The organism is Nitrospira sp. NS4 (assembly GCF_049546785.1).
Classification (GTDB): Bacteria; Nitrospirota; Nitrospiria; order Nitrospirales; family Nitrospiraceae; genus Nitrospira_D.
This window is the reverse complement of the sequence record NZ_JBMWAN010000001.1, coordinates 425,968-440,920: the sequence shown is the minus strand read 5'-3', so window position 1 is coordinate 440,920 and position 14,953 is coordinate 425,968. Positions and strand designations below refer to the sequence as shown.

The following is a 14,953-nucleotide window of genomic DNA, read 5'->3' as shown; positions in this document are numbered from 1 at the left end:
GTGTGCGTGGAAAGGAACAGAAAATCAGCGTGTGGTGAGGATTATACGGGCGCGCAGCCGCTTTGACAACCCGGAGGGCAGTTACTATAATGAACCGATTTTCTTCAGAAAAGAGCTGGATTTGCAAAGTCTTATTCGCAATTTCTCGATTATCGCCCATATCGATCACGGCAAATCAACCCTCGCTGACCGGATCCTCGACGCAACTGGCGCGGTGACCGCCCGGGAGGCCAAGGAGCAGATCCTTGATGCCATGGACCTGGAACGGGAACGTGGCATTACGATCAAGGCCCATGCGGTTGCGATCAAGTATCGAGCCAAAGACGGGAAGATCTACTCGCTGCATTTGATCGATACGCCAGGGCATGTGGACTTTACCTATGAAGTCTCCCGCAGTCTTGCGGCCTGCGAAGGAGCGCTCTTGCTGGTGGATGCCACTCAGGGAGTCCAGGCGCAGACCATTGCCAATGTGAATCTGGCCATGGCGAACAACCTCACCATCATCCCGGTCATCAATAAGATCGATCTGGCCAGCGCCGATGTCGAAGGCACCAAACAGTCGATTTCGGATGTGCTGCAGCTGGATGCCAGCGATGCCATGCTGATCAGCGCCAAGGAGGGCAAGGGGGTGCCGGAGGTGCTGGAGGCCGTCATCGAGCGGATTCCGCCGCCTTCGGGGGATCCCAACGCTTCGCTGAAGGCGCTCATCTTCGATTCCTGGTTTGACAATTACCAGGGCGTGATCGTCTTGACCCGGATCGTCGACGGTTCGGTTCGTCCCGGCATGAAGATCAAAGTGATGTCGAACGATCGGGTTTTCGAAGTGATGGAGGTCGGGCAGTTCACGCCGAAGCGGACCAAGAAATCCGAATTGTTGACCGGCGAAGCGGGCTATCTCTGTGCGAACATGCGGGAAGTGGCGGACGTCAAGATCGGCGACACGCTGACCGATGCCGCCCAGCCGACGAGCACCCCGTTCCCCGGCTACAAGGAAGTGAAGCCTCTGGTCTTCTGCGGCCTCTATTCGACCGATACGGCGAAATACGAAGACTTGCGGGATGCGCTGGTCAAGCTGCGTTTGAACGACTCCTCCTTCATCTATGAGCCGGAGACCTCGCTGGCGCTCGGGTTCGGGTTCCGGTGCGGCTTTCTGGGTCTGCTGCACATGGAGATCATTCAGGAGCGCCTGGAACGGGAGTACGGGCTGACGCTGATTACCACGGCCCCGACGGTGGTCTATCGCGTTCTGACGACGAAAGGCGATGTGCTGGAAATCGACAATCCGGCCGAGCTGCCGGAGCCGAGCAGCATCGAATCGTTCGAGGAGCCCTTTATTCTGGCCACCGTCATCACGCCCGAACGGTATATGGGGTCGATTCTCAAGCTTTGTCAGGAGCGCCGCGGCATTCAGAGGGATATCCATTTCCTCGACCCGACGCGGGTGGTTATCAGCTACGAGATGCCGCTCAACGAAGTGATCCTGGACTTTTACGACAAGCTGAAGTCGCGCACGCAGGGCTACGCGTCGCTGGACTACGAACTGCTCGGCTATCGGGAGTCCAAGCTGGTGAAGATCGATATTCTGCTGAACGGCGAGGCGGTCGATGCCTTGTCGTTTATTACGCATGAAGAACGGGCCTACTATCGTGGAAGGCAGATGGCGGAGAAGATGAAAGAGCTCATTCCCCGCCAGATGTTTGAAATCGCCATCCAGGCGGCGATCGGGAATAAGATCATCGCCCGCGAGACGATCGGCGCGATGAAGAAGAACGTGATCGCCAAATGCTATGGCGGTGACATCTCCCGCAAACGGAAGTTGCTCGAAAAGCAGAAGGAAGGGAAAAAGCGCATGAAGTCGGTGGGGAGCGTCGACGTTCCGCAAGAGGCGTTTCTCGCCCTCTTAAAAGTCGGTGACGAATGAGCGCCGAGCCGACCCCTCCCAATCTGGACGATGTGCCTGATCCTTCGGCCGAGGCTTCCTCCGGGTCGCCGGACACCGCCGCGGATCGGCCGACCGCCAAATCGATCGTTCGTGAATATGCCGAAGCCATCGTCGTGGCGATGCTGCTGGCGTTTGCCATTCGCGTGTTCGTGGTGCAGGCGTTCAAGATTCCGTCCGGGTCGATGATTCCCACGCTGCTGATCGGGGATCATATTCTGGTCAGCAAGCTGGCGTACGGCCTGCAGTGGCCGACCGATTGCAAACTGCAACCCGCCTTTCCTCCGGTGAATTGCTATACCTCCAGTACGGTCGTCGCTTTCGGGAAACCGCAGCGGGGCGACATCATCGTGTTCCGGTTTCCCGAAGACGAAGAGAAAGACTTCATCAAGCGGATCGTGGGCGGGCCCGGCGATACGGTGCAGATTCGAAACAAAATGGTCCTCGTGAACGGGCAGCCGTTGGACGACAAAGCCTTTACGCAGCGCATCGATCCCGGCATCATCGACAGTTCGGTCAATCCGCGCGACAACTTCGGGCCGGTGACCGTCCCGGAAGGCTCCTATTTTGTCATGGGCGACAATCGGGATCAGAGCCTCGACAGCCGGTTCTGGGGCTATGTGCGCGAAGAGAAGATCAGGGGCAAAGCCTTTCGCATTTATTGGTCCTGGAGCGGGCAGGGCGATTGGACCGAGTGGGTTCGATGGGACCGGTTCGGCAAGGCGATTCAGTAGGGAAGGACAGGCAGCAGGCCATGGCACCTCAGGTATGCAGCGGCTCCAAATCGCCGGCCTCTCCGAAGGCGCTCCGTCAGTACGTGCAGCGATTTCCCCAGGCCTGCGTGCTGGTCATCGGCGATCTCATTCTGGACCATTATGTCATGGGGCGGGTCAGCCGGATTTCTCCCGAAGCGCCGGTGCCGGTCGTGCATGTGGAGTCCGAATCCCTGCGGTTGGGCGGCGCGGCCAATGTGTTCAATAACATCCTGGCGTTGGGCGGCAAGGCCGACCTCTGCGGCGTGATCGGAGCCGATGAGAGCGGACGGTTGCTGCTGAAAGAGCTGGGAAGCCGGCGGACAGGCCGGTCTTCCCGTGGCGGCGTCATCATCGATCACGACCGTCCCACGACGCGAAAAAGCCGAGTCATCGCCCATAACCAGCAGATCGTGCGGTACGACGTGGAGGGGCGCCAGGAGCTGAAGGGCACGCTGCAGAAACGTATGTTGCGGTATGTCGAATCCCGTATGCGGGAATTGTCCTGCCTGGTCGTGTCCGACTATGCGAAGGGAGTCGTGACGGCTCAGCTCATGACGGAATTAACGAGGCTGGCCGCCTTGCGCCGGATTCCGATCATCGTGGACCCCAAGGTCGAGCACTTCAGTTACTATAAGAATGTCACCGTGATGACTCCGAATCATCTGGAAGCCACGCAGGCGGCCGGGCTGCACGGCGATGACGATCAGACTGTCGATCAGGCGGGGGCACTGCTCCGGCAGCGACTGGGCTGCCAGTCCGTCCTGATTACCCGCGGTGAAAAAGGCATGAGCCTCTACGAGGGGGAAGGAAGTTCCTGGCATTTGCCGACGCAGGCGCGCCAGGTTTACGATGTCACGGGCGCCGGCGATACCGTGATCGGCACCCTGGCCCTCGCGCTCTCGACCGGCGCCAGCATGCGCGAAGGCGCGACGCTGGCCAATTATGCGGCCGGGATCGTCGTCGGCATGGTCGGGACCGCAACGGTTTCCCCCGAGCAGTTATTGGAGGCGGTGGGGAATGGGTAACTCGTCGCAATCGGTGACCGTCGTCATTCCTGCGCGCTACGGGTCGTCCCGCTTCCCCGGAAAGCCGCTGGCCCAGTTGGGTGGGAAACCCATGATCCAGCATGTGTATGAACAGGCTGCGGCCTGCCGGTCGGTGGACGAGGTGCTGGTGGCCACCGACGATGACCGGATCAAGCAGGCGGTGGATCAGTTCGGCGGGCGCGTCGTGATGATGACCGGGGACTACCGCACGGGCACCGACCGGGTGGCCGGCGTGGCGCGGATGTTTGCCGGCGAGTGTTTCGTGAATTTGCAGGGCGACGAGATTCCGCTGAACCCCGAACTGCTCTCGGACCTCATCGAACCGTTTATGGAAAGCGGCGCGGACATGGGGACGTTGAAGCGGAAGATGGATGCGACGGATGACCTCCAGAATCCGGCGATCGTCAAAGTGGTCTCTGATGCGCGAGGCTACGCATTGTATTTTTCGCGTGCGCCGATTCCCTGGGTACGCGACGATCCGAGCCGGCAGGTCGTGAGCGGTCTCCACTATATCCACCTGGGCGTCTATATGTACACGAAGGACACTCTGTTGCGGATCGCCGCGATGGGCACCAGCCCCCTGGAAGATGCCGAGAAGCTGGAGCAGCTCCGCGCGCTGGAAAACGGGGTTCGCATCAGGGTCTGGGAGACCGGGCATGCGTCGTTGCGCGTGGACATGCCGGAGGATGTGCCGGAGGTGGTCGAGAAGCTGCAGCAGTACGATTCGATGAAGCGGGAATTGGGCCGGAATCGAGTGGTGCCGAGCCGATGAGACGGGTGGACGCATCGCAATGGGGCGGTCGCCGATCGTGGGGGCAACCATGAGCAAATTTATTTTCGTGACAGGCGGAGTGGTCTCGTCGTTGGGTAAAGGGCTGGCTTCGGCCTCCATCGGGAACCTTCTCGAAAGCCGCGGGTTGAAGATTACCTTCCTGAAGCTCGACCCGTACATCAACGTCGATCCGGGAACGATGAACCCGTACCAGCACGGCGAAGTGTTCGTGACCGATGACGGGGCGGAAACGGATCTCGACCTCGGCCACTATGAACGGTTCACGTCGCTCTCGCTGACCAAGGAAAACAACTATACGACCGGCCGGATCTACAACTCCGTCATTACCAAAGAGCGGCGGGGCGATTATCTCGGCGGCACCGTGCAGGTCGTTCCGCATATCACGGACGAGATCAAGCAATGCATCATGCGCATCTCGAAGGGCATGGATGTCACGATCGTCGAGATCGGCGGGACGGTCGGCGATATTGAGAGTCTGCCGTTTCTCGAATCGATCCGGCAGATGCCCTACGATGTGGGGCGCGATAACGTCCTGTATGTCCATCTCACGCTGGTGCCCTATATCGGCGCAGCCGGCGAACTCAAGACGAAGCCCACCCAGCATTCCGTGAACAAGCTGCGTGAGATCGGTATCCAGCCGAATATTTTGTTGTGCCGGACCGACCGGTACATTCCGCCGGAGATGAAGGCCAAGATCGCGATGTTCTGCAACGTCGAGAAGGATGCCGTCATCACCGCCAAAGATGTCGAAACGATCTACGAGGTGCCGATCGTCTTCCGGAAGGAAGGCCTCGACGAATTGATTGTCCGGCAGTTGCACATCGAGACCGGTCCTCCCAATCTCCGTGAATGGGATGCGATGGTGCAGAAGATCAAGCACCCCAAGCACGAGGTGTCGATTGCGCTGGTCGGCAAGTATGCCGGGCTCAAGGAGTGTTACAAGAGTCTGTCTGAAGCGCTGGTGCATGGCGGGATCGATCATGAAACCAAGGTCAATATTTCCTGGATTGAGTCCGAAGACGTCGAGCGTCAGGGGACGGAGCGGATCCTGCGCGAGGCCGACGGGATCTTGATTCCCGGCGGGTTCGGGACGCGCGGGATCGAAGGGAAGATTCTCACCATCACGTATGCGCGCGAGCGCCAGGTGCCGTTTCTCGGGCTCTGTTTGGGGATGCAGTGCGCGACGATTGAGTTTGCAAGGAATGTGGCCGGATTAGCGGGGGCCAATAGCGCCGAGTTCGACGAACGGTCGCCCCATCAGGTGATCCACTTGATGTCCGATCAGCAAGGGGTCAGCGACAAGGGCGGGACGATGCGGCTGGGCTCCTATCTCTGCAAATTGGGCGAGGGCACGCTGGCGCAGAAGATGTACGGGGTGAGCGAGGTCCGTGAACGGCATCGCCACCGCTACGAATTCAACAATGCCTATCGTGAACAACTGACGGCCAAGGGGTTGGTTCTGAGCGGCCTGTCGCCGGACGGACGGCTGGTGGAGATCGTCGAACTCAAAGAGCATCCCTGGTTCCTGGCGACGCAGTTCCATCCCGAGTACCGCTCGCGCCCGCACCATCCACATCCCTTGTTCAGCGGATTTGTCGGTGCCGCGTTGCGCCGCAAGTGTGGACACTAAGTTGCGATGCTGAAGCAGGCTCCCAACTTCGTTCTCGGCTCGACAAAATCCTCAACGTACCCCTGAGGGTACGCCTCCGGGTTTGTCTCGCCTGCGGCCTTGTTGGATAGCCTGTTTGAGCATCGCAAAAGAAGTTGGAAGAAGATTGGATTATGGCACACGAAGTTCAGATTGGTTCATTCAAGGTCGGCGCGGGACATCGGCCGTTCCTGATTGCCGGTCCCTGTGTCATCGAGAGCGAGCAGCTCGTGATGGACACGGCCGGCCGGATTGCGGAGATCGCCAAGTCCCTCGGGATTCCCTACGTCTTCAAGGCTTCGTTCGATAAAGCCAACCGCACTTCCATCAAGTCCTACCGCGGTCCGGGCCTTGAGCAGGGTCTCGCGGTCCTGAAGAAGGTCAAAGACCAGTTGGGGCTTCCGGTGCTCACCGACGTCCACACGGACGAGCAGGCGACTGAGGCGGGGAAGGTGGTTGATGTATTGCAGATTCCAGCCTTTCTCTGTCGCCAGACGGATCTACTTATCGCCGCGGCGAAGACCGGCAAGGTCGTCAATGTGAAGAAGGGGCAATTCCTGTCACCGCCTGAAATGGCGAATGCGGTGAAGAAAGTGGAAGAGTGCGGAAGCCAGCGCATCGTGCTCACCGAGCGCGGATCCTCCTTCGGCTACAACAACCTCGTCGTCGATATGCGTTCGTTTCCCATCATGCGGAGCTTCGGCTATCCCGTCGTGTTCGACGCGACGCATAGCGTGCAGTTGCCCGGCGGCGGGGGCACCAAGTCCAGCGGCCAGCGCGAGTTTGTCGAACCGTTGGCCTGCGCGGCGGCCGGCGCCGGCGTGGACGGATTTTTCATGGAAGTGCACCCCAACCCGGACGAGGCCCTATCCGACGGTCCGAATATGGTGCCGTTGCACCAATTAAAAACTTTGCTCGAACGGGTCATGCGGATATGCGAAGCAGCAAAACCTCGAAGCTAAAGACCAAGCGTTCCCCGGGGCCCAAAAGCGTGAAGAGCCTGGGAAGCCTGGGCGACGGGAGGCGTGTGCTCGAAATCGAAGCGCGCGCGGTGCAGGCGATGGTCACGCGTCTGGACGACACGTTCGCCAACGCGGTGGATTTGCTCTTTCAGTGCAAAGGGAAAGTGGTCGTGTCGGGCATGGGCAAGTCCGGCCTGATCGGGCAGAAGATTGCCGCGACCCTGGCCAGCACCGGCACCTCCTCCTTCTTTCTTCATCCTGCCGAAGGGGTGCATGGCGATCTGGGCATGTTGGCCCGCCGCGATGCGTTGATTGCGATTTCCAATAGCGGTGAGACGGCTGAACTGTTGCAGATCCTGCCCTACGTCGAGCGTATGGGTATTCCGGTCATCGGGCTCACGGGGCGGATGAACTCCACCCTGGCGAAGAATAGCGACGTGGCATTGGATGTGTCTGTTTCGGAAGAGGCCTGCCCGATGGGGCTCGCTCCGACGGCCAGCACGACGGCGACGTTGGCGATGGGCGATGCACTGGCCGTGGCGCTGTTACAGAAACGGGGTTTCAGGGAAGAAGACTTCGCCCAATTCCATCCGGGCGGCACGCTGGGGCGCCGCCTGCTGGTGCGGGTCAAAGATCTCATGCATTCCGGGGCCGATCTGCCGCAAGTCACCGAATCGGTCGCCGGTACGACGGCGATGCTGGAAATGACGGCGAAGAAGCTCGGGATGACGACCGTGGTCGATCGGGCTGGCAAGCTTGCAGGCATCATCACGGACGGGGACCTGCGGCGGTTCATTCAGCGTGGCGGAGACTTTGCCAGGGCGACGGCGCGTGAGCTCGCGTCGAGAAACCCCAAGACCATCGGGCCGGACGATCTCGCAGCTAAAGCGGTTGAGATGATGGAACGGTTTTCCATCACCACACTCGTTGTTACGGAAGGCGATCGCAACATCCGCGGCGTCATTCATTTGCATGATCTGTTGAAGAGCGGCATTGTCTAAGGGACACTACTGACCCATGAACCGCGTCCTAGAAGTCTGGCGGGAAATCGGGCAGGAGTCGCTCAACCTCCCCAATCTGCTCACGCTCATCCGCATTCTGCTCATTCCCGTCTTCATCGTCCTCTTTATCACGCCGACGCCGGAGCGGTCATTGATCGCCGCCGTGATCTTCACCGTCGCGGCGATGACCGACATGTTGGACGGCTACATCGCCCGCCGGACCGGGCAGGTCACGAAGCTCGGGAAGCTGCTCGATCCGATCGCGGATAAGCTGCTGGTGCTGTCGGCGTTGATCCTCCTGGTCAATATCGATCGGGTCAGCGCCCTCGTCGCGATCCTCGTCATCGCGCGTGAAGTGGCCGTCACCGGCATCCGGGCCATCGCGGCCGGCGAGGGGATGATCATCGCCGCGGAAACCACCGGCAAGTATAAGATGGCGCTGCAAGTGGTGGCCATTGTGCTGTTGATCCTGGAAGGAACGGGGCTCGCCGAACTCGGCAACCTCCATTTGGCCGGCCTCGCTACGCTCTATCTCTCGCTGGTGCTGGGCTACATCTCGGGCGGGCAGTATGTGTGGAGTTTCTGGAAGCAGGTTGTCGCCAAAGGGCTATAGCCGAATCCCTGTGACGCGTGACCAGTGATGGGTGGAGTCGGTGAATAAGCTGTGACTCTCGCTGCCTGCGCGATAGTTCTCTTACCGCTTTTTCTTCGAGCTTGTCGGATATCTCCATGGACATGAATTGGCTGCTAGTTGCTCTGGTCGTGATCGGGTACCTGCTCGGCGCCGTGCCCTTTGGCGTGGTGGTGTCGAAGGCGATGGGGCTGCCAGACCCGCGTACGGTCGGCAGCAAGAACGTCGGCTTTACCAATGTGTTGCGGGTGTCGGGGAAGAAGGCCGGCATTCTCACGCTGGTCGGGGACATGGGCAAAGGCTGGGTCATGGGGTTTGCGGCGACGCAGTTGCTGCAAGACGAATGGACCATCCTGCTCGTGGCGCTCGCGCCGTTCCTCGGGCATCTCTTTTCCCCGTTTCTCGGCTTCTCAGGCGGCAAGGGCGTGGCAACCGCGCTGGGCTCGGTGCTCGGTGTTGCGCCACTCATCGGACTGATCCTGCTGCTCGCCTGGCTCGGCGCCGTCGCCCTCTGGCGCTATTCGTCCGGCGGCGCACTGACCGCCTTCGGCCTCTTTCCGCTTATCGCCGCGCTCGTCCATCCCACGGTCAGTTTTGTCCTCTTCTCCGTCGTCGTCAGCGGCCTCATTGTGGTAAAGCACAAGGGGAACATCGGACGGCTGTGGAACGGGACGGAGAGCAAGATCGGGCAGAAGAAGACTTGAGCAATCGTATCCTTAAATTGACTCTCTCCCCACCCCTTCCTATAATGCCCTTCCATAATTGTTTTTGACTGCCTTTCCACACACTTATGGCTTCCTTCACCAAGGCGTCGCTGGCGGAAACATGGGGCAAGGTCCGTGCGGAATTCTCGCATGCCTTTTCAACTCAGCCGGACACCGAAGTATTCACGAACGACGATCTCTCCTTGCTCCAGCGCGTCGCCGATGCGGTGGTGACGCGCGGTATGGCGGCGCCGGCCATCGTGTTCCTGGAGTCCCTCGGCCCCATGAGTTTCCTGGGCAGCCAGGCGCTGCATTTCTTCAGGCCGATCATCGAATGGGCCTTCAATGCCTCAGAGGTTGAGCACGTCGCGCGGTTGCTTGAACGGCGTGACACGATTGCCCGCCTGATCACCCTTATCGAGGCGAAGTCTGTTTGATGAGCGCTCCAGCCTACGCATCCGACAAACCCAAGATCGACTATCCGTTGAACGTCATCGTGGCTACCGACTGTGGCAGCACGACGACGAAGGCCATTCTCATTGAGAAGGTCGGCGACGAATATCGCCAGACCTATCGCGGTGAGGCGCCGACGACGGTCGAGGCGCCCTTTGAGGACGTGACGCGCGGCGTGCTGAATGCCATTGCCGAAATCGAAGAGCTTTCGGGCCGCAAGATTCTGGACGGCGACAAGATCATCACCCCCTGCCGTGATGCGAAGACCGGCGTCGATATCTACATCTCCACCAGCAGCGCGGGCGGCGGTCTCCAAATGATGGTGACCGGCGTGGTGCAGAACATGACGGGTGAAAGCGCGCAGCGAGCCGCGCTCGGCGCCGGCGCGATTGTGATCGATGTCCTGGCCTCGAACGATGGCCGCCTGCCGCACGAGAAGATCGAGCGGATTCGCTCCATGCGGCCGGACATGATCTTGATGTCCGGCGGCACTGATGGCGGCGCTGTGACGCATGTCGTCGAGATGGCCGAGTATGTGGCGGCGGCGGAGCCTCGTCCACGGTTCGGCGCGACGTACAAACTACCGCTGATCTACGCGGGCAACAAGGATGCGCAGGGACAGGTGAAGAAGATTCTGGGCGAGAAGGCCGCTCTTGAAATCACTGAGAATATCCGTCCTGTGTTGGAGCGCGAGAACCTGGCGCCGGCCCGGAACAAGATTCATGATCTCTTTCTTGAACATGTCATGCAGCAGGCGCCGGGCTACAAGAAGCTGATGGAGATGGCCGGTGCGCCGATCATGCCGACGCCGGCAGCGGTCGGTGTCATCATGGAGACCATTGCGAAGCGGGAACACCTCAACCTGATCGGCGTCGATATCGGCGGCGCGACGACGGACGTGTTCTCGGTCTTCGAGGGGGTGTTCAATCGCACGGTCAGCGCGAACCTGGGCATGTCCTACAGCATCTCGAATGTGCTGGCCGAGGCGGGGCTCGCGAACATCATGCGCTGGGTGCCGTTCGATATCGACGAGCAGACGCTGCGGAATCGCATCAAGAACAAGATGGTGCGGCCTACGACGATTCCGCAGACCCTCGACGAATTGCAGATCGAGCAGGCCATTTCCCGCGAAGCGCTACGGCTGGCCCTGATTCATCACAAATCGCTGGCGACCGGCCTCAAAGGCGTGCAACAGGAACGGACGATCTCCGACGTGTTCGAGCAGGGAGCCTCCGGAAAAACGTTGATCGACATGCTCAAGCTGGATCTCATCGTGGGCAGCGGCGGGATTCTCTCCCATGCGCCGCGCCGGATCCAGTCGATGCTGATGATGGTGGATGCGTACGAGCCGCTCGGGTTCACGATGTTGTCGGTGGACAGCATCTTTATGATGCCGCATCTGGGTGTGCTCTCGACCATTAACGAGAAAGCCGCGACAGACGTGTTCGTGCGCGATTGCATGGTCTACCTCGGGACCTGCGTGGCGCCGATCGGACAGGCCAAGGACGGCGAGCGGCTGGCCGACTATGAACTGACGGTCCCGGATGGGCGTGTGGTGAAGGAGCAATTGAAAATGGGAGAGTTGCGGCTCTTCTCTCTGGGCGTGAACGAAAAGGCGACGTTGACGATGCAGCCGGCGAAAGCGATCAATCTGGGGCAGGGGGCCGGCGTGCCGGTGACGCGCGAGGTGCAAGGCGGGGTGGTGGGTGTCATGCTCGATGGACGCGGCAGGCCGTTGCAGTTGCCCGCCGATTCGGCGGCCCGCGTGGCCGCGCTCACGAAATGGTTCAAGGCGGTGGAGTTGTATCCGAAGGTGTAGGCGAGGGGCTTGAGGCTAGAGGCGATGGGCGTGATTTCCTCTAGCCTCTTGCCTCGTACCTCTCGCCACAGGGTTTACCATGGCACATTCCTATACACCAGGGCTGACAGTGACCGAGCAGACCGTCATCAGGCGGCGGCGGCAATTACCGCTGCCTGGCACGGTACTGGTTAATGTGGGCGATCAGGTGCAATCGAATCAGCCGGTGGCCAAAGCCGAGCTGCCCGGCAAGGTCTATCCGCTGAATCTCGCCAACCAGCTGGGTGTCGCGCCGGACGAGATTTCTGACTATCTCGTCAAGAAACCGGGCGAGCCGGTGCAGAAGGACGAGATTCTCGCGGAGAACAAACCGCTCATTAAGTGGTTCAAGACGGAGATCCGGTCGCCGATTACGGGGACGGTCGAGTCGGTTTCAACGGTGACGGGGCAGGTGTTGTTGCGGGAGCCTCCACGGGTTCTGGAAGTCTTAGCCTATGTGGATGGTACGGTCGTGGAGGTGCAGCCACAGCAGGGGGTGACGGTCGAAGCGGTCTGTACGCTGATCCAGGGCATCTTCGGCATCGGCGGGGAGACCTGGGGGACACTGGCGATGGCGGCCCGGTCGCCTGACGAGGTGCTGACTCCGGCGCAGCTGACGGCCGACATGAAGGGGAAAATCGTCGTCGGCGGGTCGTTCCTGCCGGCTGAAACGCTGGCGAAGGCGAAGGCCGTGGGTATTGCGGGCTTGGTGGTCGGGGGGATTCATGATAAGGATCTCCGGGCCTTGCTCGGGTACGACCTGGGCGTGGCGATTACCGGGACAGAGCAGGTCGGGTTCACACTGATTTTGACAGAGGGATTCGGCACGATTCCGATGGCGCAAAAGACGTTCAAGCTGTTGTCGGCTCATGCCGGGCAGAAGGCCGCTATCTCAGGGGCGACGCAGATTCGAGCCGGGGTGATCCGGCCGGAAATCGTCATTGCGAAGCCAGCGGGGGCCGTGTCGGCTGGCGTGACTGTGGCGCCGCAGCGCGAGGGTATCCAGATCGGCGATCCGGTGCGCATCATCCGCGATCCACTGTTCGGCAAGATCGGCCAGGTGTCGGCGCTGCCGTCGGATTTGCAGAAGATTCCGACCGAAAGCGAAGTGCGTGTGCTGGAAGTGCAGTTCCCTGACGGCCAGGTGGCGGTGGTGCCTAGAACCAACATTGAAGTCATCGAAGGCTCGTGACAGGATGTTGAAAAAGCCCCCCAGCGTCGTTCTCGCATCGTTCAGACCCTCAACGTACCCCAGAGGGTACGCCTCGGCCCTTCACTCGCTGCGGCCTTGCTGGATGGTCTTTCTGAACATCCTGTTGTTGATAGTTGTCTGTGGCGTGTCATCTAACATTGTCCTTGCGGAAGACGCCTTGATGCCGCCCGGTCAGGTGCAGGTGTTCGATACACCGAATGACGGAGGGAAGAGTCTCACGGTCGTGTGGGCGGCGGGGAGCCAGGACCGGGAAGATGTCCGCTATGAAATCTGGTTCGGTGAGGTCGGCGACTCCACCGAATTAGGCCCACTGAAAGTGATCGCGGAGTTTCCCGCTGCGACCCACTATGTGCGTGAGTCCAAGCAGGGGTGGTGGACGAGAGTCGGCGCCTCGACCGATCATCTCTTTGTCGTGCGGAATGGGAAGGGTGTCGAACTCAAAGATGGGGTCCGCTACCAGGTGGCGGTGGCTTCGGTGCGAAGGGCGGAACGGCTCGTGGGGCCGACGATCATCGCGACACCGCAGGCGAATTGGTTCAATTGGAATGCGGTGAACAACCTGGTGCTGGCGGTCCTCTTCGGCGGGCTGGTGTTCTACAGCATCGGCCAGGCGAAGAAGAAAGAGATCTTCCTGCGGCGGATTCCCGGCCTCGACGCGGTAGATGAGGCCATCGGCCGGGCCACCGAATTGGGCAAGCCGATTCTGTACCTGACCGGCGCGCACGACATGAGCGATCCCTCCACGATCGCGGCCGCGGTCATTCTCGGGCGCGTCGCCAAACGCACGGCTTCGTATGAAACGGAGTTGATGGTCCCGCATCGCGATCCCATCACGATGGCGGTGTGCCAGGAAATCACGAAACAGGCCTACCTCGAAGCGGGCAAGCCGGATCTGTTCAAGGAAGATTCCAACTTTTTCATCACCAGCGATCAATTCAGTTACACGGCGGCGGTGGACGGCATCATGTTGCGCAAGAAGCCGGCGGCCAACTTTTTTATGGGCGCCTACTTCGCCGAATCCTTGCTGCTGACGGAGACCGGCGCCAGCACGGGCGCAATCCAGATCGCCGGGACCGACTCCGATCACCAGCTGCCGTTTTTCGTGACGACCTGCGACTACACGTTGATCGGCGAGGAGCTGTATGCGGCCAGCGCCTATCTCTCTCGAGAGCCGGTGCAGATGGGGACGCTGCGGGGGCAGGATCTCGGCAAGGCCGTGCTGTTGACGGCCATCGGGGTTGGGACGGCCCTGGCCACGCTGGGTGTGATCCTTCATGCGGAGTGGCCGCAGTTGTTTCTTGAACTGTTTAAGGATGTGAAATGATCTTTTTCCGCCGACAGCTGCCGCTCTTGATCACCATGATTACGGGGTTGGTGTTCGCGGGACAATACTATGTGCCGCATCCGGCGTCGGAGCAGGTCCTGACCTCGGCGACCAAGTGGATGCAGATCATCGGTGGATTTGCGCTGGTGCTGGGCGTGACCAGCCTCTTTCATGTCCATGCGGCCAAGATCCGCCGCAAAGAAGCGGGGTGGGGCTACAGTGTCGTCCTCTACGCGGGCATGCTCGGCACGATTGCGGTGGGTCTCTGGGCCAATGGAAAGGAAAGTGTCGAGGGGGTCTCGACCGCGTTCGGGTGGGTTTACAACTTTATGATGGTGCCGCTGCAGGGCACCATGTTCGCCATTCTGGCCTTTTTCATCGCGTCGGCCGCGTACCGTTCATTTCGGGCCAGGAGCCGGGAAGCCGCTGTGCTCCTCATTGCGGCGGTGATTGTGATGATGGGCCGGGTGCCGCTCGGCGAGTATCTGATTCCCGTGAGCGGCGACGTGTCGCAATGGATTTTGAATGTGCTGAACGCCTCGGTGCGGCGCGCAATCCTGATCGGCGTCAGTCTCGGCACCGTGGCCCTGTCGCTGAAGATCATCTTCGGCGTGGAACGGTCGTATCTGGGCGGGGGGAAAGAGTGA

At 60.4% G+C, this 14,953-nt stretch carries 14 protein-coding genes; all 14 read left to right on the top strand.

Annotation, left to right across the window (positions count from 1 at the left end):
• Positions 1-121: 121 nt before the first annotated feature.
• The 14 genes from lepA (at position 122) to ACO9S2_RS01925 (ending at position 14,953) form a co-directional block, all read left to right on the top strand.
• Positions 122-1,921 (top strand): translation elongation factor 4, encoded by a 1,800-nt coding sequence (gene lepA, locus ACO9S2_RS01990; protein ID WP_423720697.1) that lies wholly within the window; start codon positions 122-124, stop codon positions 1,919-1,921.
• A complete protein-coding gene (gene lepB / locus ACO9S2_RS01985; protein ID WP_423720124.1) occupies positions 1,918-2,673 on the top strand; it encodes a signal peptidase I in 756 nt (251 codons plus the stop codon). Before lepA ends, lepB begins: the two co-directional genes overlap by 4 nt.
• A gap of 20 nt (positions 2,674-2,693) precedes the next feature.
• Positions 2,694-3,719 (top strand): D-glycero-beta-D-manno-heptose-7-phosphate kinase, encoded by a 1,026-nt coding sequence (gene rfaE1, locus ACO9S2_RS01980; protein ID WP_423720123.1) that lies wholly within the window; start codon positions 2,694-2,696, stop codon positions 3,717-3,719.
• The gene (kdsB, locus tag ACO9S2_RS01975) at positions 3,712-4,512 is read left to right on the top strand and encodes a 3-deoxy-manno-octulosonate cytidylyltransferase (protein ID WP_423720122.1); all 801 of its coding nucleotides are present in this window, start codon (positions 3,712-3,714) and stop codon (positions 4,510-4,512) included. Before rfaE1 ends, kdsB begins: the two co-directional genes overlap by 8 nt.
• A 49-nt stretch (positions 4,513-4,561) precedes the next feature.
• Entirely contained in the window at positions 4,562-6,163 is a 1,602-nt protein-coding gene (locus ACO9S2_RS01970; RefSeq protein ID WP_423720121.1) for a CTP synthase, read from the top strand.
• 152 nt (positions 6,164-6,315) lie between these two features.
• Positions 6,316-7,143 (top strand): 3-deoxy-8-phosphooctulonate synthase, encoded by an 828-nt coding sequence (kdsA, locus tag ACO9S2_RS01965; protein WP_423720120.1) that lies wholly within the window; start codon positions 6,316-6,318, stop codon positions 7,141-7,143.
• A 38-nt stretch (positions 7,144-7,181) separates the two neighbouring features.
• On the top strand, positions 7,182-8,144 hold the full coding sequence (locus ACO9S2_RS01960; RefSeq protein WP_423720696.1) for a KpsF/GutQ family sugar-phosphate isomerase: 963 nt from the start codon (positions 7,182-7,184) through the stop codon (positions 8,142-8,144).
• A gap of 16 nt (positions 8,145-8,160) precedes the next feature.
• Positions 8,161-8,757 carry a CDP-diacylglycerol--glycerol-3-phosphate 3-phosphatidyltransferase gene (pgsA, locus tag ACO9S2_RS01955; RefSeq protein WP_423720119.1) on the top strand — a complete coding sequence of 199 codons (597 nt, stop codon included), beginning with the start codon at positions 8,161-8,163 and terminating at the stop codon, positions 8,755-8,757.
• Between the two features lie 116 nt (positions 8,758-8,873).
• A complete protein-coding gene (gene plsY, locus ACO9S2_RS01950; RefSeq protein WP_423720117.1) occupies positions 8,874-9,479 on the top strand; it encodes a glycerol-3-phosphate 1-O-acyltransferase PlsY in 606 nt (201 codons plus the stop codon).
• A gap of 86 nt (positions 9,480-9,565) precedes the next feature.
• The gene (locus ACO9S2_RS01945) at positions 9,566-9,916 is read left to right on the top strand and encodes a hypothetical protein (RefSeq protein WP_423720116.1); all 351 of its coding nucleotides are present in this window, start codon (positions 9,566-9,568) and stop codon (positions 9,914-9,916) included.
• A complete protein-coding gene (locus ACO9S2_RS01940) occupies positions 9,916-11,751 on the top strand; it encodes a glutamate mutase L (RefSeq protein ID WP_423720114.1) in 1,836 nt (611 codons plus the stop codon). The genes ACO9S2_RS01945 and ACO9S2_RS01940 overlap by 1 nt, the downstream gene beginning before the upstream one ends.
• A 79-nt stretch (positions 11,752-11,830) precedes the next feature.
• Entirely contained in the window at positions 11,831-12,961 is a 1,131-nt protein-coding gene (locus ACO9S2_RS01935) for a hypothetical protein (RefSeq protein ID WP_423720113.1), read from the top strand.
• A 181-nt stretch (positions 12,962-13,142) separates the two neighbouring features.
• Entirely contained in the window at positions 13,143-14,306 is a 1,164-nt protein-coding gene (locus ACO9S2_RS01930; protein WP_423720112.1) for a DUF6754 domain-containing protein, read from the top strand.
• Positions 14,303-14,953, top strand: a complete 651-nt coding sequence (locus ACO9S2_RS01925; RefSeq protein ID WP_423720110.1) for a hypothetical protein — start codon at positions 14,303-14,305, stop codon at positions 14,951-14,953. The genes ACO9S2_RS01930 and ACO9S2_RS01925 overlap by 4 nt, the downstream gene beginning before the upstream one ends.

What these genes read in the sequence shown, in the direction of transcription:
- lepB (WP_423720124.1), top strand. Translation starts at nt 1,918, where the DNA reads ATGAGCGCCGAGCCGACCCCTCCCAATCTGGACGATGTGCCTGATCCT.
- rfaE1 (WP_423720123.1), top strand. Translation starts at nt 2,694, where the DNA reads ATGGCACCTCAGGTATGCAGCGGCTCCAAATCGCCGGCCTCTCCGAAG.
- kdsB (WP_423720122.1), top strand. Translation starts at nt 3,712, where the DNA reads ATGGGTAACTCGTCGCAATCGGTGACCGTCGTCATTCCTGCGCGCTAC.
- ACO9S2_RS01970 (WP_423720121.1), top strand. Translation starts at nt 4,562, where the DNA reads ATGAGCAAATTTATTTTCGTGACAGGCGGAGTGGTCTCGTCGTTGGGT.
- kdsA (WP_423720120.1), top strand. Translation starts at nt 6,316, where the DNA reads ATGGCACACGAAGTTCAGATTGGTTCATTCAAGGTCGGCGCGGGACAT.
- pgsA (WP_423720119.1), top strand. Translation starts at nt 8,161, where the DNA reads ATGAACCGCGTCCTAGAAGTCTGGCGGGAAATCGGGCAGGAGTCGCTC.
- plsY (WP_423720117.1), top strand. Translation starts at nt 8,874, where the DNA reads ATGGACATGAATTGGCTGCTAGTTGCTCTGGTCGTGATCGGGTACCTG.
- ACO9S2_RS01945 (WP_423720116.1), top strand. Translation starts at nt 9,566, where the DNA reads ATGGCTTCCTTCACCAAGGCGTCGCTGGCGGAAACATGGGGCAAGGTC.
- ACO9S2_RS01940 (WP_423720114.1), top strand. Translation starts at nt 9,916, where the DNA reads ATGAGCGCTCCAGCCTACGCATCCGACAAACCCAAGATCGACTATCCG.
- ACO9S2_RS01935 (WP_423720113.1), top strand. Translation starts at nt 11,831, where the DNA reads ATGGCACATTCCTATACACCAGGGCTGACAGTGACCGAGCAGACCGTC.
- ACO9S2_RS01930 (WP_423720112.1), top strand. Translation starts at nt 13,143, where the DNA reads ATGCCGCCCGGTCAGGTGCAGGTGTTCGATACACCGAATGACGGAGGG.
- ACO9S2_RS01925 (WP_423720110.1), top strand. Translation starts at nt 14,303, where the DNA reads ATGATCTTTTTCCGCCGACAGCTGCCGCTCTTGATCACCATGATTACG.